General features: G+C 63.4%; 20 protein-coding genes and 1 riboswitch. Of the genes, 13 read left to right on the top strand and 7 right to left on the bottom strand.

The genetic code is table 11. From position 1 onward, the window contains the following. The first annotated feature begins 61 nt into the window (after window positions 1–61). Window positions 62–1,153 carry a branched-chain amino acid aminotransferase gene (locus tag SPHS8_RS09855; protein ID WP_201515330.1) on the top strand — a complete coding sequence of 364 codons (1,092 nt, stop codon included), beginning with the start codon at window positions 62–64 and terminating at the stop codon, window positions 1,151–1,153. Window positions 1,154–1,292: 139 nt separating this feature from the next. Further along, complete coding sequence (locus SPHS8_RS09850) at window positions 1,293–2,501, top strand: FAD-dependent monooxygenase (protein ID WP_201515329.1); 1,209 nt, start codon at window positions 1,293–1,295, stop codon at window positions 2,499–2,501. 79 nt (window positions 2,502–2,580) lie between these two features. Here the strand turns inward: SPHS8_RS09850 and SPHS8_RS09845 are convergent, their stop codons facing one another. Together SPHS8_RS09845 and acs are read right to left on the bottom strand one after the other, a co-directional pair. Beyond that, window positions 2,581–3,096, bottom strand: a complete 516-nt coding sequence (locus SPHS8_RS09845; protein WP_201515508.1) for a cytochrome b — start codon at window positions 3,094–3,096, stop codon at window positions 2,581–2,583. A 26-nt stretch (window positions 3,097–3,122) separates the two neighbouring features. After that, entirely contained in the window at window positions 3,123–5,066 is a 1,944-nt protein-coding gene (acs, locus tag SPHS8_RS09840) for an acetate--CoA ligase (protein WP_201515328.1), read from the bottom strand. A 170-nt stretch (window positions 5,067–5,236) separates the two neighbouring features. On the opposite strand from acs, the gene SPHS8_RS09835 reads away from it, so the two are divergent. Next, window positions 5,237–5,908, top strand: a complete 672-nt coding sequence (locus SPHS8_RS09835; RefSeq protein ID WP_097090664.1) for a glutathione S-transferase family protein — start codon at window positions 5,237–5,239, stop codon at window positions 5,906–5,908. A gap of 7 nt (window positions 5,909–5,915) precedes the next feature. On the opposite strand, the gene SPHS8_RS09830 is transcribed toward SPHS8_RS09835, so the two are convergent. Both SPHS8_RS09830 and SPHS8_RS09825 read right to left on the bottom strand, forming a co-directional pair. Beyond that, window positions 5,916–7,079: a GGDEF domain-containing protein gene (locus SPHS8_RS09830; RefSeq protein ID WP_201515327.1), complete on the bottom strand. Its 1,164-nt coding sequence runs from the start codon at window positions 7,077–7,079 to the stop codon at window positions 5,916–5,918. Window positions 7,080–7,169: 90 nt separating this feature from the next. Continuing rightward, on the bottom strand, window positions 7,170–8,051 hold the full coding sequence (locus SPHS8_RS09825; RefSeq protein WP_201515326.1) for a LysR substrate-binding domain-containing protein: 882 nt from the start codon (window positions 8,049–8,051) through the stop codon (window positions 7,170–7,172). A 337-nt stretch (window positions 8,052–8,388) separates the two neighbouring features. Here SPHS8_RS09825 and SPHS8_RS09820 point away from each other — a divergent pair, with 337 nt between their 5' ends. From SPHS8_RS09820 to SPHS8_RS09810, 3 genes are all read left to right on the top strand, one after another. Next, complete coding sequence (locus SPHS8_RS09820; protein ID WP_201515325.1) at window positions 8,389–10,683, top strand: CDC48 family AAA ATPase; 2,295 nt, start codon at window positions 8,389–8,391, stop codon at window positions 10,681–10,683. A gap of 148 nt (window positions 10,684–10,831) precedes the next feature. After that, entirely contained in the window at window positions 10,832–11,458 is a 627-nt protein-coding gene (locus SPHS8_RS09815; protein WP_201515324.1) for a class I SAM-dependent methyltransferase, read from the top strand. A gap of 208 nt (window positions 11,459–11,666) precedes the next feature. Next, complete coding sequence (locus SPHS8_RS09810) at window positions 11,667–12,932, top strand: glutamate-5-semialdehyde dehydrogenase (RefSeq protein WP_201515323.1); 1,266 nt, start codon at window positions 11,667–11,669, stop codon at window positions 12,930–12,932. 98 nt (window positions 12,933–13,030) lie between these two features. Here the strand turns inward: SPHS8_RS09810 and kdsA are convergent, their stop codons facing one another. Then, window positions 13,031–13,858, bottom strand: coding sequence for a 3-deoxy-8-phosphooctulonate synthase (gene kdsA, locus SPHS8_RS09805; RefSeq protein ID WP_201515507.1), 828 nt, complete (start codon window positions 13,856–13,858; stop codon window positions 13,031–13,033). A 5-nt stretch (window positions 13,859–13,863) separates the two neighbouring features. After that, window positions 13,864–14,157: a hypothetical protein gene (locus tag SPHS8_RS09800; protein WP_097090671.1), complete on the bottom strand. Its 294-nt coding sequence runs from the start codon at window positions 14,155–14,157 to the stop codon at window positions 13,864–13,866. 21 nt (window positions 14,158–14,178) lie between these two features. Here SPHS8_RS09800 and SPHS8_RS09795 point away from each other — a divergent pair, with 21 nt between their 5' ends. Together SPHS8_RS09795 and SPHS8_RS09790 are read left to right on the top strand one after the other, a co-directional pair. Continuing rightward, entirely contained in the window at window positions 14,179–15,306 is a 1,128-nt protein-coding gene (locus tag SPHS8_RS09795; RefSeq protein ID WP_201515322.1) for a hypothetical protein, read from the top strand. After that, window positions 15,303–16,673 carry a cytochrome P450 gene (locus tag SPHS8_RS09790; RefSeq protein ID WP_201515321.1) on the top strand — a complete coding sequence of 457 codons (1,371 nt, stop codon included), beginning with the start codon at window positions 15,303–15,305 and terminating at the stop codon, window positions 16,671–16,673. Before SPHS8_RS09795 ends, SPHS8_RS09790 begins: the two co-directional genes overlap by 4 nt. A gap of 160 nt (window positions 16,674–16,833) precedes the next feature. Here SPHS8_RS09790 and SPHS8_RS09785 read toward each other — a convergent pair whose 3' ends face one another. Beyond that, window positions 16,834–17,130, bottom strand: coding sequence for a hypothetical protein (locus tag SPHS8_RS09785; RefSeq protein ID WP_201515320.1), 297 nt, complete (start codon window positions 17,128–17,130; stop codon window positions 16,834–16,836). 79 nt (window positions 17,131–17,209) lie between these two features. After that, a riboswitch (TPP riboswitch) is annotated at window positions 17,210–17,320 on the top strand. A gap of 52 nt (window positions 17,321–17,372) precedes the next feature. Here SPHS8_RS09785 and SPHS8_RS09780 point away from each other — a divergent pair. From SPHS8_RS09780 to SPHS8_RS09760, 5 genes are all read left to right on the top strand, one after another. Then, window positions 17,373–17,780, top strand: coding sequence for a DUF2065 family protein (locus SPHS8_RS09780; protein WP_201515319.1), 408 nt, complete (start codon window positions 17,373–17,375; stop codon window positions 17,778–17,780). Window positions 17,781–17,791: 11 nt separating this feature from the next. Beyond that, window positions 17,792–19,639 (top strand): phosphomethylpyrimidine synthase ThiC, encoded by a 1,848-nt coding sequence (thiC, locus tag SPHS8_RS09775; RefSeq protein WP_201515318.1) that lies wholly within the window; start codon window positions 17,792–17,794, stop codon window positions 19,637–19,639. 144 nt (window positions 19,640–19,783) lie between these two features. Beyond that, window positions 19,784–20,086 carry a hypothetical protein gene (locus tag SPHS8_RS09770; protein WP_201515317.1) on the top strand — a complete coding sequence of 101 codons (303 nt, stop codon included), beginning with the start codon at window positions 19,784–19,786 and terminating at the stop codon, window positions 20,084–20,086. Between the two features lie 86 nt (window positions 20,087–20,172). Further along, window positions 20,173–21,246, top strand: a complete 1,074-nt coding sequence (locus SPHS8_RS09765) for a hypothetical protein (protein ID WP_201531033.1) — start codon at window positions 20,173–20,175, stop codon at window positions 21,244–21,246. Next, entirely contained in the window at window positions 21,233–22,300 is a 1,068-nt protein-coding gene (locus SPHS8_RS09760; protein ID WP_201515315.1) for a nucleotidyltransferase family protein, read from the top strand. Before SPHS8_RS09765 ends, SPHS8_RS09760 begins: the two co-directional genes overlap by 14 nt. The last annotated feature ends 466 nt before the right edge of the window (window positions 22,301–22,766 follow it).

Genomic DNA, 22,766 nt, shown 5'->3' with positions numbered 1-22,766 from the left:
CCATTGTTTCCGCCAGCCGTTTGTGACATAGGCGGCCGGTCCTACCAAAGGAGCATAGATCATGGACGTCCAGCAGAAGTCGCGCTTTACCGTCAACCCGAGCAGCAAGGCTGTATCGGCTGACCAGCGCGCCGTATCGCTGGAAGACCCGGGCTTCGGGCGCCTGTTCACCGATCATATGGTGACGATCCGCTATACGGAAGGGCAGGGGTGGCACAGCCATGCCATCGGCCCGCGTGAGCCGTTCCAGCTCGATCCTGCCTGCGCCGTGCTGCATTATGCCCAGGAAATCTTCGAAGGGATGAAGGCTTATCGGCTTGAGGATGGCAGCATCGCCATGTTCCGGCCGGAGGAAAATGCCCGCCGCTTCGTCGAGTCGGCGGAACGTATGGCCATGCCGGTCCTGCCGGAAGACATCTTCCTGGAGGCCGTCGAAGAACTGGTGAAGATCGACGCCGATTGGATCCCCAGCGGCGAAGGAAGCCTGTATCTGCGCCCGTTCATGTTCGCGAGCGAAAGCTTTCTGGGCGTGCGCCCGGCTGCGGAATATATCTTCTGCGTCATCGCTTCGCCCGCTGGCGCCTATTTCAAGGGTGGGAAGAAGGCGGTCACGCTCTGGGTGTCGGAACATTATACCCGCGCTGCGAAGGGCGGCACGGGGGCTGCCAAGTGCGGCGGCAATTATGCCGCGAGCCTGGTGGCTCAGTCGGAAGCGACGAAGCATGGCTGCGATCAGGTCGTCTTCCTCGACGCCGCAGAGCATAAGTGGGTCGAGGAACTGGGCGGCATGAACGTATTCTTTGTCATGGACGACGGGTCGATCGTTACCCCGCCGCTGTCGGGTACGATCCTGCCCGGCATCACCCGCAACAGCATCATTACGCTGGCCCGCGCCAAGGGGCATGAGGTTCGCGAGGAGCCCTACAGCTTCGCGCAATGGCGCGACGATGCGGCGAGCGGCAAGCTGCGCGAGGCGTTCGCTTGTGGCACGGCGGCGGTCGTCACTGCGATCGGCACGGTGAAGAGCGTCGATGGCGACTTCACCATCGGCAATGGCAATGGCGGCATCGTAACCGAAGCACTGCGTTCCGAACTGACCGGCATTCAGCGCGGGACGGTGGCTGACCCCGCTGGGTGGGTGCGCAAGCTTTGAAAAATTTTCTTTGCCGTGCTCCTGCGGAGGCAGGAGCCCAGCTTAAATAAACGCCTAGGCTCCTACCTTCGCAGGAGCACGGATGAATAGGCGGCTCGCGCCGCTTCCCATTCCCCGGCCGAGCGCCTAGATAGCTCATATGCAACGTTTTGACGTCGTCATCTTGGGCGGGGGCCTTGTCGGGCTGACCCTGGGCATCGCGCTTTCCGGTCATGGGGTGCGCTGCGCCGTCATCGATCCCGCCGATCCGGTGGAGACCAGCGCCGTCGGGTTCGACGGGCGCGTGTCCGCCATTTCCTCGACCAGCTATGCGATGCTGTCCGCCATCGGTGTGGCTGATCTGCTGGACGGGAAAGGCTGCCCCATCGACCGCATTTGGGTGAGCGACGGGCTGGAGCCCGGAGCTCTCGATTTCGCGCCTGACGCGGACGATGGTGTCATGGGGATCATGTTCCCCAATCGCGACCTGCGCATCGCTTTATCCCAAGCGGCCGAGAAGGCGGAGAATCTGATCCGCTTCCAGCCGGACCGCGCCATCCATGTCGACCGCAATGCCGATGGCGTCAGCCTGACGCTCGCCAGTGGGCATATGCTGCATGGCGCTCTGCTGGTGGCGGCCGAGGGGCGAAACAGCCCAACCCGCGAAGCTGCAGGCATCCGCACCACGCGCTGGCAATATAAGCACACCGCCATGGTGACGGCGATCGATCATGAGGTGCCGCACGCCAATACGGCTTATGAGATTTTCTATCCCGGCGGTCCCTTCGCGCTGCTGCCGATGCTGCCGGGGACGCGATCGGCCATCGTCTGGACAGTGCCGACCGAGCAGGCGCCGGTGATGCTGAAATTGTCCGAGCGGGCATGGCTCGCCGAAGCGCAGAAGCGGATGGGCGGCTTCCTGGGCGAGATTTCACTCGCCGGGCCGCGCTCCAGCTATCCGCTGGGTTTCCACCATGCCGCGCGGATCACCGATACGCGGCTGGCGCTGGTCGGCGACAGCGCCCATGCGATCCATCCGATCGCGGGGCAGGGCCTGAACCTTGGGTTTCGCGACGTCGCGGCGCTGGTGGAGGTGCTGGTCGATGGCATGCGCCTTGGCCTAGACCCCGGCGACGCCCAGTTGATGGCGCGCTACCAGCGGTGGCGGGGGCTGGACGCGATGTCGGTCAGCGTCGCCATGGACGGACTCGTCCGGCTGTTTGATGTGCCCGGCCGCATTCCCTCGGCCATCCGCCGTTTCGGCCTGGCCGCAGTCCAGCGCACGCCGATGCTCAAGAACCGCTTCATGGCGGAGGCAAGAGGTGAAAGCGGCGCACTGCCCAAGCTGCTGATCGGGGAAATGGTCTAAAGCTGTTCCGTCATGCCAGCGAAAGCTGGCATCTCGCACAGACCCCGGCTTCCACTAGGGTGACGAGGTCAGAGGGTTTCTACCCCAACATCCGCCGCAGCACGTCATCCTTCAGGATGAAGTGATGGCGCAGCGCCGCCGCGACATGCAGGATGAGGAGGGCGATCCAGGCGAAGGCGAATATCTCATGCGCTTCGGCGGAAAAGCCGACGATCGCATCATCCTTCGTGACCGCGAACTTCGGCACGTCGAACAGAAAGAACCAGTTCAGCGGATATTTGCCCGCCGAACTCATGATCCAGCCGGTCAGCGGCACCAGCAACATGAAGCCGTAGAAGCTGTAGTGGGTGACCTTCGCGGCCAGCCTTTCCCAGGCGGGCAGTCCCTCGGGCAGGGGCGTCTGCCGATGGGTCAGGCGCCAAACCAGCCGAAGGACCGCCAGCGCCAGTACCGTCAGGCCCACCGATTTATGCACCGGCATCACCTGCCAGTCGCCCGGTAGGGATTCGCGCCCCAATCCCAGCCATAGATTGAAGAGGATCAGGATCGCCATGACCCAGTGCAACGTACGGGCAACCAGGCTGTAGCGTTCCAAGGGCGTCTCCTGATCCAGATCAGGCGTCATCCTTGCCGATTGGCGACCAGATTGTCCACCACCGAGGGATCGGCAAGGGTGCTGGTGTCGCCCAGCGCCTGTGCCGACACTTCGCCTTCAGCGATCTTGCGCAGGATGCGGCGCATGATCTTGCCCGACCGGGTCTTGGGCAGGCCCGGAGCGAACTGAATGACGTCGGGCGTCGCGATCGGGCCGATCTCGGTGCGGACCCAGGCGACCAGCGTCTTGCGCAGGTCCTCGCTCGGTTCCTCGCCGCTGTTCAGCGTGACATAGGCGTAGATGCCCTGCCCCTTGATGTCGTGGGGGAAGCCGACCACGGCAGCTTCGGCGACCGCTTCGTGCAGCACCAGCGCGCTTTCGACCTCGGCGGTGCCCATGCGGTGGCCCGACACGTTGATGACGTCATCGACGCGGCCGGTGATCCAATAATAGCCGTCCGCATCGCGGCGGGCGCCATCGCCGGTCGTATATTTGCCGGGGAAGGTCGTGAAATAGGTCTGGAAGAAGCGCTCATGGTCGCCCCAGACGGTGCGCATCTGGCCCGGCCAGCTTCCGGCGATGACCAGATTGCCCTCCGCCGCGCCTTCCAGCACCTTGCCTTCGCTGTCCACGATCTGCGGGATCACGCCCGGCATCGGCAATGTCGCGGAGCCGGGCTTCAGGTCAGTGGCGCCCGGCATCGGCGCGATCATCGCGCCACCCGTTTCGGTCTGCCACCAGGTATCGATGATCGGGCAGCGATCCTCACCCACGACATGATGATACCAGCGCCACGCCTCGGGATTGATCGGTTCGCCTACGGTGCCGAGCAGGCGCAGCGACTTGCGGCTGGTGGAGCGCACGAACGCGTCCCCCTCCTTCATCAACGCGCGCAGAGCCGTGGGCGCGGTGAAGATGGTCTGCACCTGATGCCGGTCCACCACTTCCCAGATGCGGCTGGCGGTGGGATAGTTGGGAACGCCCTCATACATCAGCGTCGTAGCGCCATTCGCCAGCGGGCCATAGACGATATAGCTGTGCCCCGTGACCCAGCCGATGTCCGCCGCGCACCAGTAGATATCGCCGGGGCGATAGTCGAAACACAGCTCATGGGTAAGGCTCGCCCACAGCAGATAGCCGCCGGTCGTGTGCAGCACGCCCTTGGGCTTGCCCGTCGAACCGGAGGTGTAGAGGATGAACAGCGGATCTTCCGCGTTCATCGGCTCGGGCGCGCAGTCGGCGGAGACCTTTGTCGCTTCCTCATGCAGCCACAGGTCGCGGCCCTCCTGCATGGCGATGGCGCCGCCGGTCGCTTGCACCACGACGACCTTCCTGACACTCGGGCAGTCTTTCAGCGCGGCATCGACATTGGCCTTGAGCGGAACCTTCTTGCCCGCGCGGCAGCCTTCGTCGGCGGTGATGACGATGTTGGAATCGCAGTCGATGATCCGGCCCGCCAGCGCTTCGGGAGAGAAGCCGCCGAAGACGACCGAATGGATGGCGCCGATCCGCGCGCAGGCGAGGAGGGCGAAGGCCGCTTCCGGGATCATCGGCAGATAGACGGTGACGCGGTCGCCCTTCTTCGTGCCTGCGGCTTTCAGGACATTGGCGAAACGGCAGACTTCCTCATGAACCTGTTTGTAGGTGAAGCGGCGCGGCTCCCCGTCCGGCGAGTCCGGCTCCCAGATGATCGCGGTCTGGTCGCCACGCTCGGCGAGATGCCGGTCGATGCAGTTGGCGCTGACGTTCAGCACGCCGTCGGCAAACCATTTCACGCCGAAATCCGCTTCGTTGAAGCTGCTCTCGTCCGTCTTGCTGGGGAAAGTCAGCCAGTCGAGGCGCTTTGCACGCTCCAGCCAATAGGCCTCCGGCTCATTGATCGACCGCTGATAATCTGCCTCACGTCCATCCCGGTCGAGCAGCGCCGAAGCGGCCCATTCCGAAGGGACCGGGAAAAAATCGTCAGACATCGATCATCCTTTCCTATGCGTTGCCTGACCCTCTAGAGGGTAGAGGCGATCATCGGAAGCCCCGGATTGTGGCCCCGCCGCCAAAGTTTCCGCGACTATCGTCCCCCATTTAAGCGGGTGTCAGCCATTTGCCGCTTTTCGCAGCGCTTGGCTCCGCTTAACAGGAGGCCATGTGGCAGCTCTTCCAATTCCCGCTTTGTCCCTTCTCCCGCAAGGTGCGCCTGCTGCTGGGCGAAAAGGGGATCGGCTATGACCTGGTGCGCGAATCGCCCTGGGAAGCGCGAGACGAATTTCTTGATCTCAATCCGGCGGGCACGACGCCCGTCATGGTTGACCAGGAAAAGGGATCGACGCTGATCGACAGCCAGGCGATCTGCGAATATTTCGAAGAGACGGTGGAGAAATTCCCGCTGATCTCTGGCACGGCGGCGGGCAGGGCGGAGGTGCGGCGGCTCGTCGCCTTCTTCGACCAGAATTTCTACGGCGATGTCGTTGGCCCGCTACTGCACGAGCGGATGAAGAAGCGGCTGATCGAACGCGCGCCGCCCGACGCCCGGGTGCTGCGCGAAGCCATGAAGCGGGCCAATGTCCATATGGATTATATGGACTATCTGCTCGATCACCGCAGTTGGATGGCGGGCGGCACGATGAGCCTGGCCGACATAACGGCGGCCGCGCACCTGTCGGTTGCCGACTATCTGGGAGGCATCGACTGGGCCGGGCATGAGACGGTCAAGCGCTGGTATGCGGGCTTCAAGTCGCGCCCGTCCTTCCGGCCCCTGCTGTCGGAGCGGATGGAGGTGATCACCCCGCCGCCCCATTATGAGAAGCCGGACTTCTAAGGGAGAATCACTCGCCCTCGACCGCGAGATAAACGCGGTTGCGGCCATGTTCCTTGGCCAGGTACAACGCCCGGTCAGCGGCCTTCAGCGCCGTGCGCGGATCGTCGTGGGCGAGCACATTGGCGACGCCTGCCGAAAAGCTGACCCGCTCCATCCGCTCGCCATTGGTGCGGTTGACGAGGCTACGGGTCGCCAGATCCTGCCTGACGCTGTCCACCGCCTCGCACGCTTCCGCGGCCGTCTTGCCGCGAAACAGCATGACGAATTCCTCGCCGCCGTGACGGGCCACATGGCATTGGTCGTCGCTTGCCTTGGCCAGTAGCCCGGCGACGAATTTCAGCACCCTGTCGCCCGTGTCATGCCCATGGGTGTCGTTGATCAGCTTGAAATGATCGATATCACAGAAAGCAACGGCGAGTGGCTGTCCTTCCTTCCGCGCCGTGGCGACTTCCTCGCGCAGCCTGCCTTCGAACGCGCGCCGGTTGGGAAGGCCGGTCAGATGATCATGTTCGGCCGCGCGCCGCGCATTGGCGAGGCTGGAGCGGAGCGCGTGATTCTGCTTCTGGTTCTGCCGCAGCTGCCCTTCGACCTGCCGCGTCTTTTCCACCATCGACCGGGTGAGCGCCACAAGGCGGGACAGGACCGGTTCATTGTCCGCCCGTGCCGCCAGACCCTTCACCTCCTCCTGCAACGCTGCGCCATAATCCTTGGCGGAGTTGCGCGATTCGGTCATCAGGCCGGTAAATTCGGAGAGATTCTCTTCGACCTTCGCCAACATGGTCGAAAGGGCTTCGGGCGTCACTTCGTCGGCGCGCTGTTCGGCGATGATCTCTTCGACCCAGCTGTTGCTGATCTTGCCGCGCTCCGCCAGCACCGCCATGATCGCCTTTTCAACGGCGATCTGCGATCCGGTAAGATAATCATGCGCGACCCCGAAATTGAGCGGCGTCAGGTCAAGGTCATGCGCAAAGAGGAAATTGCCGATCTCGTCATACAGCTTGCGGCGACGATTGACCTCGCGATGCACCGTGCTGCCTGATCGGGTGCGCTGGCTTTCCGCCTCGTCCGCTTCCTCTTCTGCCTCAAGCTTGCCCGACAGGCCACGCGCCCACCGTGTCAGGCGGTCGGCCAGGCCGTGCTGCGGATTTGCGGATGATGATGCCCCAGTCATGCGGCTAATAACGGCACGGGCATGACAGGGTTAAGAGCGCGGCAGGCAAAAATCGCCAAGCCGCTGATCAGCCGCCGATATTGAGCGGAATCAGATATCCGCCGCGATCAGCCAATCGCGGAAAATGCGCACGGCGCGGGTCTGCAAGGCGCGCGGACGGCACACGAAATAATAGCGATAGGGGCTTTCCACCCGCGTCTCCGGGAACAGGCGCACGAGACGCGAGTCAGCGGCTTCCTTGAAGTGGCTCGCATGCATGACGGCAACGCCCAGCCCTTGCGCGGCGGCCTCCAGCATCAACTGACCCGAATCATAATTGTCGATCGCCAGCGGCTGCAGGTCGGGCAAGCCCACCGCATCCTTCCATGCGTCGAAGGACAGGTTCATGTCACGGTGGAGCAGGATCGTGTGCTGCGCCAGATCCGCCGGAGATCCGATCTTTTGCGGGGTGTCGAGCAGCGCCTTGCGGCCGATCAGATAGACTTCGTCATGATCGAGCTCATGGGCATAAAGCGCCGGATCGATATCCTTGGCAAGCACGATCGCCGCATCCAACCCTTCGCCCAGACGCGCGACGGCATGGGGAGTCGTCTCGATATCGATATGCAACTGGGGGTGCTTCTGCCGCAAGGCGCCCAGATGGGGGAACAGCCGCTGGGTCGCGAACAGCGGCATGACGGCCAGGCGCAGGCGCAGCTGATTGCCGCCGCTCTGGATATTCTCCAGCGCCTGGCTCAGCGAATCCAGCGCGGGGGCGATGTCGTCGAGCAGCTTCTGCCCATCGGCGTTGATCTCCAGCGCCTGATGCTTGCGATCGAACAGGGGGCGGCCGATGAACCGCTCCAGCGCCTGCACGCGGCGGCTGAGCGCGGGCGTGGACAAGGCGAGTTCTTCCGCCGCAGCCTTGACCGACCCAAGCCGGGCTACCTGAACAAAGGCCTCAAGGGCAGTAAGGGGCGGCAGTCTGCGCATAGTCAATCTAATAGCCAAGCCACCGCTCTGCTGCGACGCGTCATCGTCGCGGTGTGGGCAGGCAGCAGCCCGGTTTCAGTCATCCTCTTTTCACCAGCATGAAAAAGCGTCAACCGGTAAGATGCAAAATTTGCAACTCTTCGATCCTTTTCGCAATTGCAAAATACCATGCTGCAACGCACATAGGAAAGGCCTTTCAGGCATCCTCTCCTAAAACTTTCCGGGCTGGCCTTTGGGTCGGCCCTTTTTTTATCCCGGGTTATCATGATCGCGGGGCTCTTTCCTCGCGCTTCGACGTTTCCTATCTCGTTACGCAGTGACAAGAATGGGGATGGCAATGGCCGAACAGGAAAGCCCGGAACGCAGGATTCAGGTAGCAAATGCACGGCCTGAGGACGCAGGGCGCGGGCTCGCGCGCATTCCGGTCGCCGTTATGGCGGAACTTCAGCTTGCTGAAGGTGACGTGATCGAGATCGCGGGAAAACGTTCAACGCCCGCGCGCGTCGTGCGGCCCTATAAGGAGGATGAAGGGCTCGACGTCCTTCGGCTCGACGGTTTGCAGCGCGCGAACGCAGGCGTGGGCTCCGGTGATTTCGTCCAGATCAGCAAGATCGAGCCGCGTCCCGCCCAGCGTGTCGTCTTCGCGCCTGCACAAAACAACCTGCGGCTTCAGGGCAATCCGGAGGCGCTGAAACGCGTCTTCTTCCAGCGCCCGCTTGCCGCTGGCGACATCGTCGCCACGGCTGGACAGCAACAGGTCCCGCCTAGCGACATGCCGCCGCAGCTGCGCCAGATGCTGGCCGCGCCCGCCTATGCCTTGCAGGAAATCCGGTTGGTCGTCGTATCCACCACGCCCAAAGGCTTCGTGCAGATCGACGCCGATACGGAGATCGACCTGCGCGCCGAATATGAAGAGCCTAAGGAATCCCGGCGGGCCGACGTCACCTATGACGATGTAGGCGGCATGGCCGAAGCGATCGACCAGCTCCGCGAAATGGTGGAGCTGCCGCTGCGCTACCCCGAATTGTTCGAGCGGCTGGGCGTCGATCCGCCCAAGGGCGTGCTGCTCCATGGCCCGCCCGGAACGGGCAAGACACGTCTCGCCCGCGCCGTCGCCAATGAATCGGAGGCGGAGTTCTTCCTGATCAATGGGCCGGAGATCATGGGATCGGCCTATGGCGAATCGGAAAAGCAGCTGCGCGAGATATTCGAGGCAGCGGCGAAGTCCTCGCCATCCATCCTGTTCATAGACGAAATCGATTCGATCGCGCCCAAACGCGGCAATGTGACTGGCGAGACGGAGAAGCGGCTGGTGGCCCAGCTGCTGACCCTGATGGACGGTCTCGAACCGCGCACCAATCTGGTCGTGATCGCCGCCACCAACCGGCCCGAAGCGATCGACGAGGCGTTGCGGCGTCCCGGCCGCTTCGATCGCGAGATCATCGTCGGCGTGCCCGACGAGCGCGGACGGCGCGAGATCATGGGCATCCACACCCGTGGCATGCCGCTCGGCGAGGGAGTCGATCTCGGCGAACTGGCGCGCATGACCTATGGCTTTGTCGGTGCTGACCTTGCCGCGCTGACCCGAGAGGCAGCGATCGAAGCGGTGCGCCGCTTCATGCCGCGCCTCAACCTTGAGGAAGGCACCATTCCGCAGGATGTGCTGGAGGAACTGTCGGTCACCCGCGATGACTTCATGGCCGCCATCAAGCGCGTTCAGCCGTCCGCCATGCGCGAGGTGATGGTGCAGGCGCCCAATATCGGCTGGTCCGACATTGGCGGCCTGGACGAAGCGCAGATGCGCCTCAAGGAAGGGGTCGAGCTTCCGCTCAAGGACCCCGACGCCTTCCGCCGCATTGGCATCCGTCCCGCCAAAGGCTTCCTGCTCTATGGCCCCCCCGGCACCGGCAAGACGCTGCTGGCAAAGGCGGTGGCGCGGGAAGCGCAGGCGAACTTCATCGCCACCAAGTCCAGCGACCTCCTGTCCAAATGGTATGGCGAAAGCGAGCAGCAGATTGCCCGCCTGTTCGCCCGCGCGCGCCAGGTGGCGCCGACGGTCATCTTCATCGACGAGTTGGACAGCCTCGTCCCGGCGCGTGGCGGCGGGCTGGGCGAACCGGCGGTGACGGAGCGGGTGGTGAACACCATCCTTGCCGAAATGGACGGGCTGGAGGAACTGCAATCGGTGGTCGTCATCGGCGCGACCAACCGGCCGACGTTGATCGACCCCGCGCTGCTTCGGCCGGGCCGCTTCGACGAGCTTATCTATGTGCCTGTGCCGGACGAGGCGGGGCGCAAGCGCATCCTTGCCATCCACACCGGTAAGATGCCGCTGGCCGACGATGTCGACCTCGACGATCTGGCGGAACGGACCGAGCGGTTCACCGGCGCTGACCTTGAAGACTTGGTGCGCCGCGCGGGCCTGATCGCGCTGCGTCAGTCGCTGTCGGTGGAGCGCGTCGAGCAGGCGCATTTCAACGAGGCGCTGGAAGAAACCCGCGCATCGGTGACGCCCGAAATGGAACAGGAATATGAAAAAATCCAATCCCAGCTGAAGCAAAGCGCCATGCGGGTCGATCCGATCGGCTTCGTTGCGCCGGGCATGCTCCGGTCGCGCGATCGTCCCTCTTAACAAGGGCTAGCGGATTGCGGATTGAACCCATCCGCACTCCGCGCGTTCGCTAATCCATGGCCGGGCCACAAGCCCGCCAGCGCAAAGCGGCTTGCAAGGCGGGCCGTTATTTGCAAGGCCCAGACAGAAGGCAGACAGGCGAGTATTGATGGCCTCCATTCCCCTGAAGACAAAAGCAGTTCCGGCTTCATTCCTTGGCCAATGGAGCATGTTCTTCCGTCAGTTCGTGAAGCATCCCGGCATGATCGGATCGGTGATCCCATCCTCTCCCGCGCTGGTGAGCAGCATGCTCGATCAGGTGGATTGGCAGCGCACGCGGCTGTTCGTCGAATATGGGCCGGGCGTCGGCACCTTCACCCGGCCGATCCTGGAGCGCATGCACCCGGACGCCAAGCTGCTGGCGATCGACCTCAACCTCGATTTCGTCGCCTGGCTGGAAGCGCAGATCGATGATCCCCGGCTCCGGGTGGTGCACGGATCGGCGGCGGACGTGCGCCGCTTCATCAGCGAAGCTGGGCATCAGCAGGCCGATTACATCCTGTCGGGCATTCCCTTCTCCACCCTGCCGGATGGCGTGGGCGAACTGATCTGCGCGGAAACGCAGCGGGCGCTGCGGCCGGGCGGCGAATTTCTTGTGTATCAATATTCCGCCTTCGTCCGGCGGCTGCTTACCGGGCAGTTCAACGACATCGCCGAACGTATCGAATGGCGCAATATTCCGCCCTGCCGCACTTTCCGCGCGATGAAGGCGGTGAGTTTGGCGCAGGCGGCTTAGGGCGTCAGGAGTCACCCCACCACTGCGTTCGCCCTGAGCCTGTCGAAGGGCCTTACTTCTTTTAGGAAGAGGCTTCGACAAGCTCGGCCCGAACGATTGGGTGACGCCGGTAAAAGATCAGCGCTCAACAGGCCATCCATTGCAAGTCTCAGCGCCTTTCGCCGCATCACGCTTTCATGCTAAGGGCGCGGGCGAAAGGCTCGACCAGATGAATGACCTCACTCAGACTCCCGAAATGCTCATCGCCGCGATGGGCGCACGCGCCCGTGCCGCCGCCACGGCGCTGGCCAGCGCGAGCGACGCGCAGAAGATAGATGCGCTGCGCCGTGCCGCCCAGGCGCTTCGGGATCAGGCGCCGCAAATCCTTGCTGCCAACGCGCGCGACGTGGAAAATGCCGCCGCCAATGGTCTTTCGCCAGCCATGCTCGACCGGCTGCGCCTGGACGAAGCCCGTGTGGAAGCGACTGCGGCTGGCGTCGATCAGGTTGCGATCCTCGACAATCCGCTTGGGCGCATCATCGACAAGCAGGTCCGGCCCAACGGCATGGAGCTGTCGCGCGTGCGCGTGCCCCTGGGCGTGATCGGCATCATCTATGAAAGCCGTCCCAATGTGACCGCCGACGCCGCTGCGCTGTGCCTGCGCGCGGGCAATGCCGTCATCCTGCGCGGGGGAAGCGAGGCGAAGGAAAGCAATCGCGCCATCCACGCCGCCATGGCGGAAGGGATAGCCGCCGCGGGTTTGCCCGCCGACGCGGTGCAGCTGGTGCCGACGACTGATCGCGCCGCCGTCGGCGCGTTGCTCAAGGCGTCGGACTTCATCGACCTTATCGTGCCCCGGGGCGGCAAGAGCCTCGTCGCGCGCGTGCAGGAAGAGGCGCGCGTGCCTGTGCTGGCGCATCTTGATGGCATCAATCACAGCTATGTCGATGGCGCCGCCGATCCGGACATGGCCGTCAAGCTGATCGTAAACGCCAAGATGCGCCGGACGGGCATTTGCGGCGCGACCGAAACGGTTCTGATCGACCAGGCCTTCGCAGCCGCGCCCGCCATCGTGAAAGCGCTGCTCGACGCCAAGTGCGAAGTGCGCGGCGACGCTGCGGTGCAGGCGCTGGACGCACGTGTCGTTGCGGCATCGGACGAGGACTGGGATACCGAATATCTCGACGCCATCGTTTCGGTGCGGCTGGTCGATGGGCTTGACGAAGCGCTCGCCCATATCGCCGCGCATGCGAGCCATCACACCGACGCGATCATCACCGAAGACGCCCAGAAGGCCGAGCGCTTCCTCAACGCCGTCGACAGCGCGATCGTCATGTGGAACGCCTCGACCCAGTTCGCCGATGGCGGCGAGTTCGGCCTTGGCGCAGAGATCGGCATTTCAACCGGCCGCCTCCACGCCCGCGGCCCGGTGGCGCTGGAAGGCCTCACCACTTACAAATGGCTGGTACGCGGAACGGGCCAGACGCGGCCGTAGGCCAGTAGATTTGGTTCACGCGGAGTCGCAGAGGGCGCAGAATGGATGAAAAAGGGCTACGCCCATTCCCTCCGGGTCTCAGCGCCTCCGCGTGACCCCTATCCCTTCACCACCTCATCGATCGCCCTGAGCTTCTCCAGCAGCGGCCCCATCCACTCCAGCGGCAGCATGACCGGCCCATCCGATGGCGCCCGATCCGGATCATCATGCGCCTCGGCAAAGATCGCGGCGACGCCAGCCGCAACCGCACTGCGCGCCAGTACAGGCGCAAATTCCCGCTGCCCGCCTGACGCCGATCCCAACCCGCCCGGCTGTTGCACGGAGTGGGTGGCATCGAACACCACCGGATAGCCGGTCTCACCCATCGTCGGCAGAGCCCGCATGTCGCTGACGAGCGTGTTATAGCCGAAGCTCGCCCCACGCTCGGTGAGCAATATCCGCTCATTGCCGGTGGAGGCGACCTTCTGCGCCACCGCAGCCATGTCCCAGGGCGCGAGAAACTGACCCTTCTTCACATTGACCACTGCGCCCGTCTTTCCCGCCGCCAGCAGCAGGTCCGTCTGACGGCACAGGAAAGCCGGGATTTGCAGAATATCCACCGCCTGCGCTGCGGTTTCCACCTGGCCTGCCTCATGCACATCGGTCAGCACCGGACAGCCGAGCTGCGCCTTCACCTCGGCAAGGATCGCCAAACCAGCGTCGATCCCAACGCCGCGCTGCCCTGCCACCGAGGTCCGGTTCGCCTTGTCGAACGAGGATTTGAAGATGAACGGCACGCCCGCCTTGCGCGCGGCCTCGGCCAGCTTCTCCGCCATCATCATCGCATGATCGCGGCTCTCGATCTGGCAGGGGCCGGAAATCAGGACAAGGGGCAGGTTATTGCCGATCGTGATCGGCCCCACGGAAACATGCTTGGGATTGGTCATGCCGCTCACTTCGGCGCTTTCACGAAGCGGCGCAAGAGCTGTCCCCGCCACGGCCCCTTGCCGGGATGATAGTTCCAGCAGAACCAGCCAAACGCCAGGCAGGCGAGCAGGGAAGGCAGCGCCATCGGATCGCCATTGCCGCGCATATGCCGGTAAAAGGCGAAATCCGCTCGCCACCGGTCGCGCTCGCTGCCCCCGCCATTGATGCCATAGGCGTTGTCATGTTTCCGGCAGCCGATGTTTCGGTTGTATTTGCGGTGATCTATGAAATAGCAGTAATCGCGTTCGGGTGTCGTCATGGCCCGATGTGGAACAGGGCCGTGCAAAAGTTCAAGCGTAAAGTCTTCTACCTTGGCGGTTTCGATCCGCGCGGGGTGCGTTTTTATCACCAACTCTATCGTGAGCAGGCGGAGCGCTATGCCCGGCTGTCAGGTGAGCAGGTGGAGGTAAGCGCGCGCCGTCCAGGGCCCGCTTCCTCCGCGATCTGGACCGTCACCAACCACAGCGCGGGGGTCGAGACCGACTATGAATATCTCCGCTGGGAGGATCTGGTCGGCAAGGTTTGGATCCGCAATCCGCTGCTCCTCGCCTGGCGGTCGATCGCGACCTATTTCGCCCATGCCCGGCACATGCAGTTCCTGCGCATGCGAAAGCTGCGGCCCGGCCCGGTCATCACTATCCTTTATCCGCCCCTACTTGCCATCCTCATACCGCTCGCACTGACGTTCATCCCCGCCCTGCTCCTCTCTTTCTTGATGCCGTTTTGGGCAGCCGCTCTAGTCGGTATCGGGATCAGCGTGCTGCTCTCCGGCCGATTGCTTAACAAACTAATCGTGCCGTGGCTGCTGCGCTTCATGTATTATAATCACAGCGTCGCCGCGCGTGGCCCAGGCGAAGAGATGAACGCCCGCCTCGACCAGTTCGCCGCGCGCATCGTGCAGGAAATGGACGGCCCTTGGGACGAAGTCATCTTCGCTTCCCACAGCAATGGCACCATCTACGCGATGAGCGTCCTTCGCCGCATCCTTGAACTGCGCGAAGGCAAGCCCCTGCCTGATCACTTCACGGCCCTCACCTTGGGACAGGTCGTGCCGGTCGTAGCCCTGCGCAAGGATGCCCGCTGGTATCATGCCGACCTCAAGGCACTGGACGAGTGGCAATTCCGCCTCGTCGATCTTTCCGCGCCTCCCGATGGCGCCGCCTATTATGACGTCCATCCCATCCGCCTGGTATCGGACCGTTGCGCCGCCCGCGTCGATCTGCTCTCGCCACGTTTCCACCTCTTTTATGACCCGGAAAATTACCACAGCGGCTGGTCGAACAAATATGAAGCGCATTTCGACTATCTGCGCGTCGGCGACCGCCTTTCCCCCATCGACTATGTCAGCCTGACCGCTGGCCGCCGCACGATCGACCAAGCCATCACAGCCTTCAGGGCCATAGCGTGACCGAACCTTTCACTCCGCCTTATCCGCAACCGCCGCGTACCCGCCGGGGCCTCGTCAAACGCTTCCTGCGCGGCTGGCACAGCTGGATCCATGTGCTGTTCGAAAAAAGCTACACCATGAAGCTTGGCGAAATCCGCATGCCCGGCCAGATCATGTATATCGCCAATGAACTGCCGCTGGTGGACAAGGTTCTGCGCGGCGGCACTGCCTTTCCCAAGCATCGCGAACTCGTCCGCAACCTTTGGCCGCTGATCGGCAACAGCGTCTTTTCCGCCAATGGCGAGGATTGGGAAAGCCAGCGCGCCATGGTGAACCCGGCCTTTGCGCATACCGCGCTGCATCGGTCGATGCCGCTGATGGTTACGGCTGCCGACGATCTGCTCGCCCGCATCGATGCCGCCGACCGCACAAAGCCCGTCGATATTGACCCGATGATGACCCATGTCGCGGCCGACATCATCTTCCGCACGCTCTTTTCAGAGGCGCTGGATGAGCATCGATCCAACATCATCCACAACGCCTTCGGCCGTTTCCAGCGCTACGCCCACAGCGCCTCGATGCTGCGCCTTTACGGCTTTCCCGCCCGCTGGTTCGAGCAGCGATCGCTCAAACCCGCTAAGGCTATCCACGACGTGTTCCGCCCGATCGTGGAGGCCCGCTATCAGGGCTTCCACGATCGTGGAGAATCGCCGCACAAGGACATCCTCCAGTCGCTGATCGAGGCGAAGCACCCCGAAACGGGCGAGCCCTTCACCCTGCAACAGGTGATGGATCAGGTCTCCACCGTCTTTCTCGCGGGGCATGAGACATCGGCCAGCACCATGACCTGGGCGCTCTACATGCTCGCCGAATGCGCCCATATCCAGAATGCGGCGCGTGCCGAGGTCTTGGCGCTGGCAGGGGAGGAAGCGCTCACCGCCGCGATGCTCAAGGACATGGGGCATGTCCGCAACATCTTCCGCGAAACGCTGCGGCTCTATCCGCCCGTCGCCTTCTTCCCGCGCGAGGTGCCTTGCCCCATGCCGATGCGCGACAAGCAGTTGGAGGAGGGCGCGATGCTCGTCGTCGCACCGTGGCTCACCCAGCGGAACAAGGATAATTGGGGCTGCCCGCACAGCTTCGATCCCGACCGTTTCGACGATCCCGCCAATGCCGAAATGGTTCGCCAAGCCTGGTTCCCCTTCGGCCGCGGCCCCCGCGTCTGTGTCGGCGCAGGCTTCGCCCAGCAGGAGGTAATGACCGTCATCGCCAGCGTCCTGCGCCGCTATCGACTGTCGGTTCCGGAAGGATTCAAGCCGGAGCCGATCAGCCGCCTGACGATCAGGCCCAGGACAGGCATGAAGCTGATGTTCGAGGCGATGCCCTAAACGGGCGAGGCACGACGTTCCCCCTCCCGCAGGCGGGAGGGGGCTAGGGGGTGGGTTAGCGCAACGTCTGCGGGGTCTTCAGCGGCTGATCCAAGAAGCTCGCTCCGCTCGCGCCCACCCTTAACCCCTCCCGCCTGCGGGAGGGGAGAAGACAGCCGACCTACCCCCTGATCCGCCCGACCATAACCTGCCCCGCCGCCCGCTCGCGCACATAGCGTCGCTTCAGCACCACGCTCGCCACCAGCAGCGGCACCCCGACAATCACGCAAACCGCCCCCAGCATCGGCGGCCACAGCCCGAACAGGCTATGCACATCCAGCGCGGAGGGCGTCAGCACCAGCAGGAACCCGGCGGTGAGCAGCCACAGCCCCCAACGCCTGGGCCGCACCGCGACCATGCGCATTTCATGCCGGTGCGCCTTGCGGCCTTCCTTGGTGGACAGATCATGATGCTTCATCTCCTGCCATAAAAGCGGGAAAGCCCGTCCCATGTCCAGCGCAATGGGCTGGCGTGATCGAACCATTTCGGCTATCGACTCTCCATCCCCGGGGGACCGCTCACAGGCGGTTGAGAGGCGGCTGATGTGGCTGCGACCCGTTGAACCTGATCCGGATGAGACCGGCGTAGGGAGGGACGGCTTGTCACCGGCATGTCGGCACCCTCCTTCCGCCCAGCGAAGAAGAGGAGGACGGAGCTGCCATGGACACCATCTCCATCCTCACCCTGCGCCTATCCGAAGCCATCGGCCTGTACATGATGGTCATGGGCATTGGCGGCCTCATGGCGCCGTCGCGCTGGCGAGCGGTGATGGACGATCTGGACCGCTCGCCGGGTCTCGTCATGGCGCTCGGCTTCCCCGTCTTCGTGGTCGGCGCGGCCCTCATCCTCATCCACAGCATCTGGACCGATCCACTCGCCGTCATCGTCAGCCTGATCGGCTATGCCGCGCTGATCGAAGGCGCGCTGCTGCTCGCCGTGCCCGCGCCGCTGCTCCGCATCGGCCGCTGGTCGCTCAATTTCACCCGTGCCTGGGCTGCTGTCAGCATCGTCCTTGGCCTCTTCCTCTTCCTCGCTGGCCTCACTGGCCGCGCCACCGTTATCGCCTGAAAGGAACCACCATGGCAGACATTCCAGCCCGCACTGAAATGCGCGTAACGACGGGCCCTATCCGGGGCAGCCGCAAGATCCATGTCGGCCCGCTCAAGGTCGCCATGCGCGAAATCGATCTGGAGCCCGGCAGCGGCGAGCCCCCGGTCCGCGTCTATGACACGTCCGGTCCCTATACCGATCCCGATGCGCGCATCGACATCATGGCGGGCCTGCCAGCGCTGCGCCGCGACTGGATCGTCGGCCGTGGCGATGTCGAGGAATATGACGCCCGCGCGATCCAGCCGGAAGATAACGGCCTCAAGGGCCCCGACCGGTCAGGGGGCGTCCAGCCTTTCCCCCATGTCGTGAAGCGCCCCTTGCGCGCCAAGCCGGGCATGAACGTCTCCCAGATGCACTATGCCCGGCGCGGCATCATCACGCCGGAGATGGAATATGTCGCGACACGCGAGAATCTCGGCCGCGCCCGCCTCACTGAATATGTCCGAGATGGTCAGGATTGGGGTGCATCGATCCCCGACTATGTGACGCCGGAGTTCGTCCGCGAGGAAGTCGCGCGCGGCCGCGCCATCATCCCCAACAACATCAACCACCCGGAATCGGAGCCGATGGCGATCGGCCGCAATTTCCTGGTGAAGATCAACGCCAACATCGGCAACAGCGCCGTCGCCTCCGATGTGGCGAGCGAGGTCGACAAGCTGGTCTGGTCGATCCGCTGGGGCGCGGATACGGTCATGGATCTGTCGACTGGCCGCAACATTCACGACACCCGCGAATGGATCATGCGCAACTCGCCGGTCCCGATCGGCACCGTGCCGATCTATCAAGCGCTGGAGAAGGTAGGCGGTATTGCCGAAGAGCTGACCTGGGACATCTTCCGCGACACCCTCATCGAGCAGGCCGAGCAGGGGGTGGACTATTTCACCATCCATGCGGGCGTGCGCCTGCCCTATATCCCCATGACCGCCAAGCGCGTCACCGGCATCGTCAGCCGCGGCGGGTCGATCATGGCGAAATGGTGCCTTGCGCATCACAAGGAAAGCTTCCTCTACGAACATTTCGACGAGATCACCGAGATCATGAAGGCCTATGACATCGCCTATTCGCTGGGCGACGGCCTGCGTCCCGGATCGATCGCCGACGCCAATGACGAAGCGCAGTTCGCCGAGCTCTACACGCTGGGCGAACTCACCAAGCGCGCCTGGGAGCAGGATGTGCAGGTGATGATCGAAGGGCCGGGCCATGTGCCCATGCACAAGATCAAGCAGAATATGGACAAGCAGCTGGAGGCCTGTGGCGAAGCGCCCTTCTACACGCTTGGGCCGCTCACCACCGACATCGCGCCGGGCTATGACCATATCACCAGCGGCATCGGTGCGGCCATGATCGGCTGGTATGGCACGGCGATGCTTTGCTACGTCACGCCCAAGGAGCATCTGGGCCTGCCCGACCGCGATGACGTCAAGGTTGGGGTCGTCACCTACAAGCTCGCCGCACATGCCGCCGACCTCGCGAAGGGCCACCCGGCGGCCAAGGTCCGCGATGATGCGCTCAGCCGCGCCCGCTTCGAGTTCCGCTGGCGGGACCAGTTCAACCTGTCGCTCGATCCCGACACGGCCGAAAAATATCACGACCAGACGCTGCCTGCCGAGGGCGCTAAGACGGCGCATTTCTGCTCCATGTGCGGCCCCAAATTCTGTTCGATGAAGATCACGCAGGAGGTGCGGGATTTCGCCGCCAAACAGAATCAGCCGAGCGACCAGTTCCTCGCTGCCGAAGATGCCGAAAAGGGCATGGCCGAGATGAGCGAGACATTCAAAAACAAGGGGAGCGAGATTTACCTGCCCGCTTCGGAATAGCTCCAGCTGAGCTAAGTCGATGATTAGTGCCAGCTATGGAGGGAGGCGGAAAGGTTATACCTTCTGATATACCCCTCCATAGCAGTGCGGTGGACTCGGCCGGGATGATAGCGTGCCTCAATCCTGAACAAGAGGAGGCTACCCTTGGCAGAGGAACCCACCATTTTGGCTGCGGCCGACGACCGCCGCAATTTCCTGAAGACCTGCGGGCGCTTCGCCGCGACCGTTCCTCCGGCGATGACGATCATGTTGTCCACCTCCCTGTCATCTCCGGCGATCGCGGCATCGGGCGGCGGTGGTGGCGGCGGGCCGAAGGGCAATAACGGCGTCGGCAATGGCTATGATCCCCAGCCTCCGGGCAACCCGCCGATCAACGACGGCCCCGGCACTGGTCCTGGCAATCCGGGGAACAAGGGTGGCAGCGGCGGCAAGGGTAAGAAACCCTGAGCACGCTAGTCCGGCGATCAAATGGCGAATGGGCGGAGCGCCCTCAAAGGGCGGAATTGATGCTGCGCCTTACTCCCGGGACTTCCATGACCTTCATCGGCGATCAGCCGCTGATCGTGTCGCAGTCCCGGCGAGCCATCTATGAACTGAACCAGATCGCGGGCTATATCGGCTGCCGCCTGGAAGACGGCATATCCGTTTCGCGACTCGCTCAGGAAGTGGCTGACCGGGGTGTCAGTCACTCATCGGTCATGCTGCACAAGGTGCTGGCGGACTGGTCCCAATCGGGGCTGGTCCACGCCACCGTCCGACCGCCCGCAAGCCCACCCATCCTCACCCAACGCATGTCGCTGGGCGCCCTAACTTTCGCGTTGCGCTATCATGATGAGGCGTTGGCGCGGCAGATATCCCCGCTGTTCGCACATGTGGAAACTGATCCGCCTCCTGAAGAGGCCCTGACGAGCTACGACCTCTGGCAGAATGAAGGCCTCTGCCTGTTCAGCCGCGACGGCGGCCCTGCCGCACTGCTGCAACTCAATCAGGCCGCCACGCTGGTGAAGGCGCAGGTGGTGCAGGACATCATCGACGATCCCCGTTGGACGCTCGCCCTGCATGCGGGATGCGTCAGCCGCGATGGAAAGGCGCTGCTCTTGAGCGGGCCTCCGGGGGCAGGCAAGACCACGCTAATCTCCTGGCTGATCGGCAATGGCTTTGCCTATTATGGCGACGACATCAGCATGCTCGGACCCGATGGGCGGGTGCGGGGCTTGCCCTTCCTGCCGACAGTCAAGTCCGGCGCATGGCCGATGATGGCCGCGCGGTATCCGGGGCGGCTTCAGCCGCTGATCCACTGGCGGCCTGACGGACGGCGCGTCCGCTATCTCGATCTGCCCCAAACCACCGGCCAGGAGCCGCTACCGGTCGGCTGGATCGTCAAGTTGCGGCGGACCAAAGGCGCCCCAGCCCGGCTCATCCAGCAACATCCCGCTGCGCTCGTCAAACATCTCCTTTCCGAAGCCGCCTCGTCCAGCGGCGAAGCTGACCGGAGCGCGATCGATATAATGATCCGCACCGTGGGCGCGGCTAGCACCTGCATGCTGGAATATGATGATCTGGACGAGGCCGCAGCCCTTCTCGGCGAATTTTGTGGCCCGGCTTGATCCTCTTCATGGCCTTCTCGCCTGCCTGCGCGGTCAATTGCCCGCGCATGCCGACTGGCCCCGCATCATCGGCCTGGCGAACAAGACCTTGTGCACGCCCGCCGTCTCGGCGCGCCTTTGGGAGGCGGGGCTCTTTCCCGAACTCCCTGCGGACGTAACCTTGTTCTTCAGCGAGATGGAGAGGCGCAATGGCGATCGCAACGATCGCCTCATGGCACAGCTGGACGAAGCGGCCGTCGTCATGAACGCCGCTGGCGTGTCACCCCTCTTGTTGAAAGGGACCGCCTGGCTCGCCCATGCGCCGCCTGAACGGCGTGCGGCGCGCATGTTGGCCGACATTGATCTCATGGTTCCCGCAGTCCGCTTTCATGCCATGATCGATCAGCTTCGCGGCATCGGCTATCATCTGGAAACAACCGATCTTGAACCGGGCGTCTCGGCCGTTCTTTTCCGCCCGCAAGATGCGGCGACCATAGATCTCCATTCGGAATATGGCAGTATCAACACGCTCTTTTATCGCTTCGATGATCTTGCGAAGGATGCTGCCCTGCTGGACCTGAAGGGCGGCATCATATCGTTGCCTTCGCCCGTCGCCTGCACCGCCATCCTCCTGCTGCATGACCAGCTGAAGGGCAGGGACTATCTGCGCGGCCGGATCGACCTGCGTCACCTGCTCGACATCCAGTTTTTCGCCAGCCAGTTCACCCGCGCGGACTGGGATGAGCTCAACCGGCTCTTCCGCTCGGGCTATGCACGCAACGCCATGCGCACCCAGTTGCTGACCGCCAAGAAATTGCTGGACATGGATGTTCCACGCACCGTGACGCACGGCGTGCGCGCGCGGCTCCAATATCTCAGGCGCTTGATCCAGCTACGCTGGCCCAGCCTCGCGCCTTCTCTCACCTTCCTCTCCCTGCTGGACCCCAGCTATCTGATCGCCCGCCATGTCGCGCGGCGCGCCGGGAAGGACGGGCTATCCAAGGGCGCAACCGGACTGCCTCGGCGCGAAAGCCTACAGCGGCTGTTCATTCGCAATGAGCTTGGCAAAATCTAGCAACGCATAACGCGCGAACGTCTGCCGGTATCACATGTACAGCTGTTTGAGAGAAAGATGGTGCGCGACGCAGTCCAGAGCGGTCCGGTCTCAGTGTCGTGAATTCCCTAAAGAACCGGAATTTAGGGAATTATGGCCGAAGAGGGGGCTGCCCCGGCCCTCCGCTCCCGCAGAAGACCCTGAATTAAAGGGCTTATGAACACAAAATCCCTGTCGGAGGTTTAGGGAAATCGTGCGCAATCTTAGGGAGCTGGCGGCCGAAATATAGGCATTGTGTCGTCCCGCATTTCATTGAACTTGCCGAGAGACAATCAGGAAAAGCGCGCTGGGCCGACGGCGGCCGACCCGTGCCATATTCACTCCGACAGATCGCATGTTCCTGGCCGTCTCGAACCGTGACCCGGACATATGTCTCTCGATACAACTGGCTCAACAAAGAGGATCTCGACTTCGGAAGCTCGCCGCT

It is taken from the genome of Sphingobium sp. S6, from assembly GCF_905120495.1.
In the GTDB taxonomy this organism is placed as follows: domain Bacteria; phylum Pseudomonadota; class Alphaproteobacteria; order Sphingomonadales; family Sphingomonadaceae; genus Sphingobium; species Sphingobium agri.
Note: the sequence above shows the minus strand (reverse complement) of the source record. Positions and strands in the feature narration are given on the sequence as shown.

Coding starts and splice junctions, on each gene's coding strand:
- SPHS8_RS09820 (WP_201515325.1), top strand. CDS start 8,389: ATGGCCGAACAGGAAAGCCCGGAACGCAGGATTCAGGTAGCAAATGCA.
- SPHS8_RS09830 (WP_201515327.1), bottom strand. CDS start 7,079: ATGACTGGGGCATCATCATCCGCAAATCCGCAGCACGGCCTGGCCGAC.
- SPHS8_RS09765 (WP_201531033.1), top strand. CDS start 20,173: ATGACCTTCATCGGCGATCAGCCGCTGATCGTGTCGCAGTCCCGGCGA.
- thiC (WP_201515318.1), top strand. CDS start 17,792: ATGGCAGACATTCCAGCCCGCACTGAAATGCGCGTAACGACGGGCCCT.
- SPHS8_RS09850 (WP_201515329.1), top strand. CDS start 1,293: ATGCAACGTTTTGACGTCGTCATCTTGGGCGGGGGCCTTGTCGGGCTG.
- SPHS8_RS09800 (WP_097090671.1), bottom strand. CDS start 14,157: ATGACGACACCCGAACGCGATTACTGCTATTTCATAGATCACCGCAAA.
- SPHS8_RS09810 (WP_201515323.1), top strand. CDS start 11,667: ATGAATGACCTCACTCAGACTCCCGAAATGCTCATCGCCGCGATGGGC.
- acs (WP_201515328.1), bottom strand. CDS start 5,066: ATGTCTGACGATTTTTTCCCGGTCCCTTCGGAATGGGCCGCTTCGGCG.
- SPHS8_RS09785 (WP_201515320.1), bottom strand. CDS start 17,130: ATGAAGCATCATGATCTGTCCACCAAGGAAGGCCGCAAGGCGCACCGG.
- SPHS8_RS09815 (WP_201515324.1), top strand. CDS start 10,832: ATGGCCTCCATTCCCCTGAAGACAAAAGCAGTTCCGGCTTCATTCCTT.
- SPHS8_RS09835 (WP_097090664.1), top strand. CDS start 5,237: ATGTGGCAGCTCTTCCAATTCCCGCTTTGTCCCTTCTCCCGCAAGGTG.
- SPHS8_RS09780 (WP_201515319.1), top strand. CDS start 17,373: ATGGACACCATCTCCATCCTCACCCTGCGCCTATCCGAAGCCATCGGC.
- kdsA (WP_201515507.1), bottom strand. CDS start 13,858: ATGACCAATCCCAAGCATGTTTCCGTGGGGCCGATCACGATCGGCAAT.
- SPHS8_RS09855 (WP_201515330.1), top strand. CDS start 62: ATGGACGTCCAGCAGAAGTCGCGCTTTACCGTCAACCCGAGCAGCAAG.
- SPHS8_RS09825 (WP_201515326.1), bottom strand. CDS start 8,051: ATGCGCAGACTGCCGCCCCTTACTGCCCTTGAGGCCTTTGTTCAGGTA.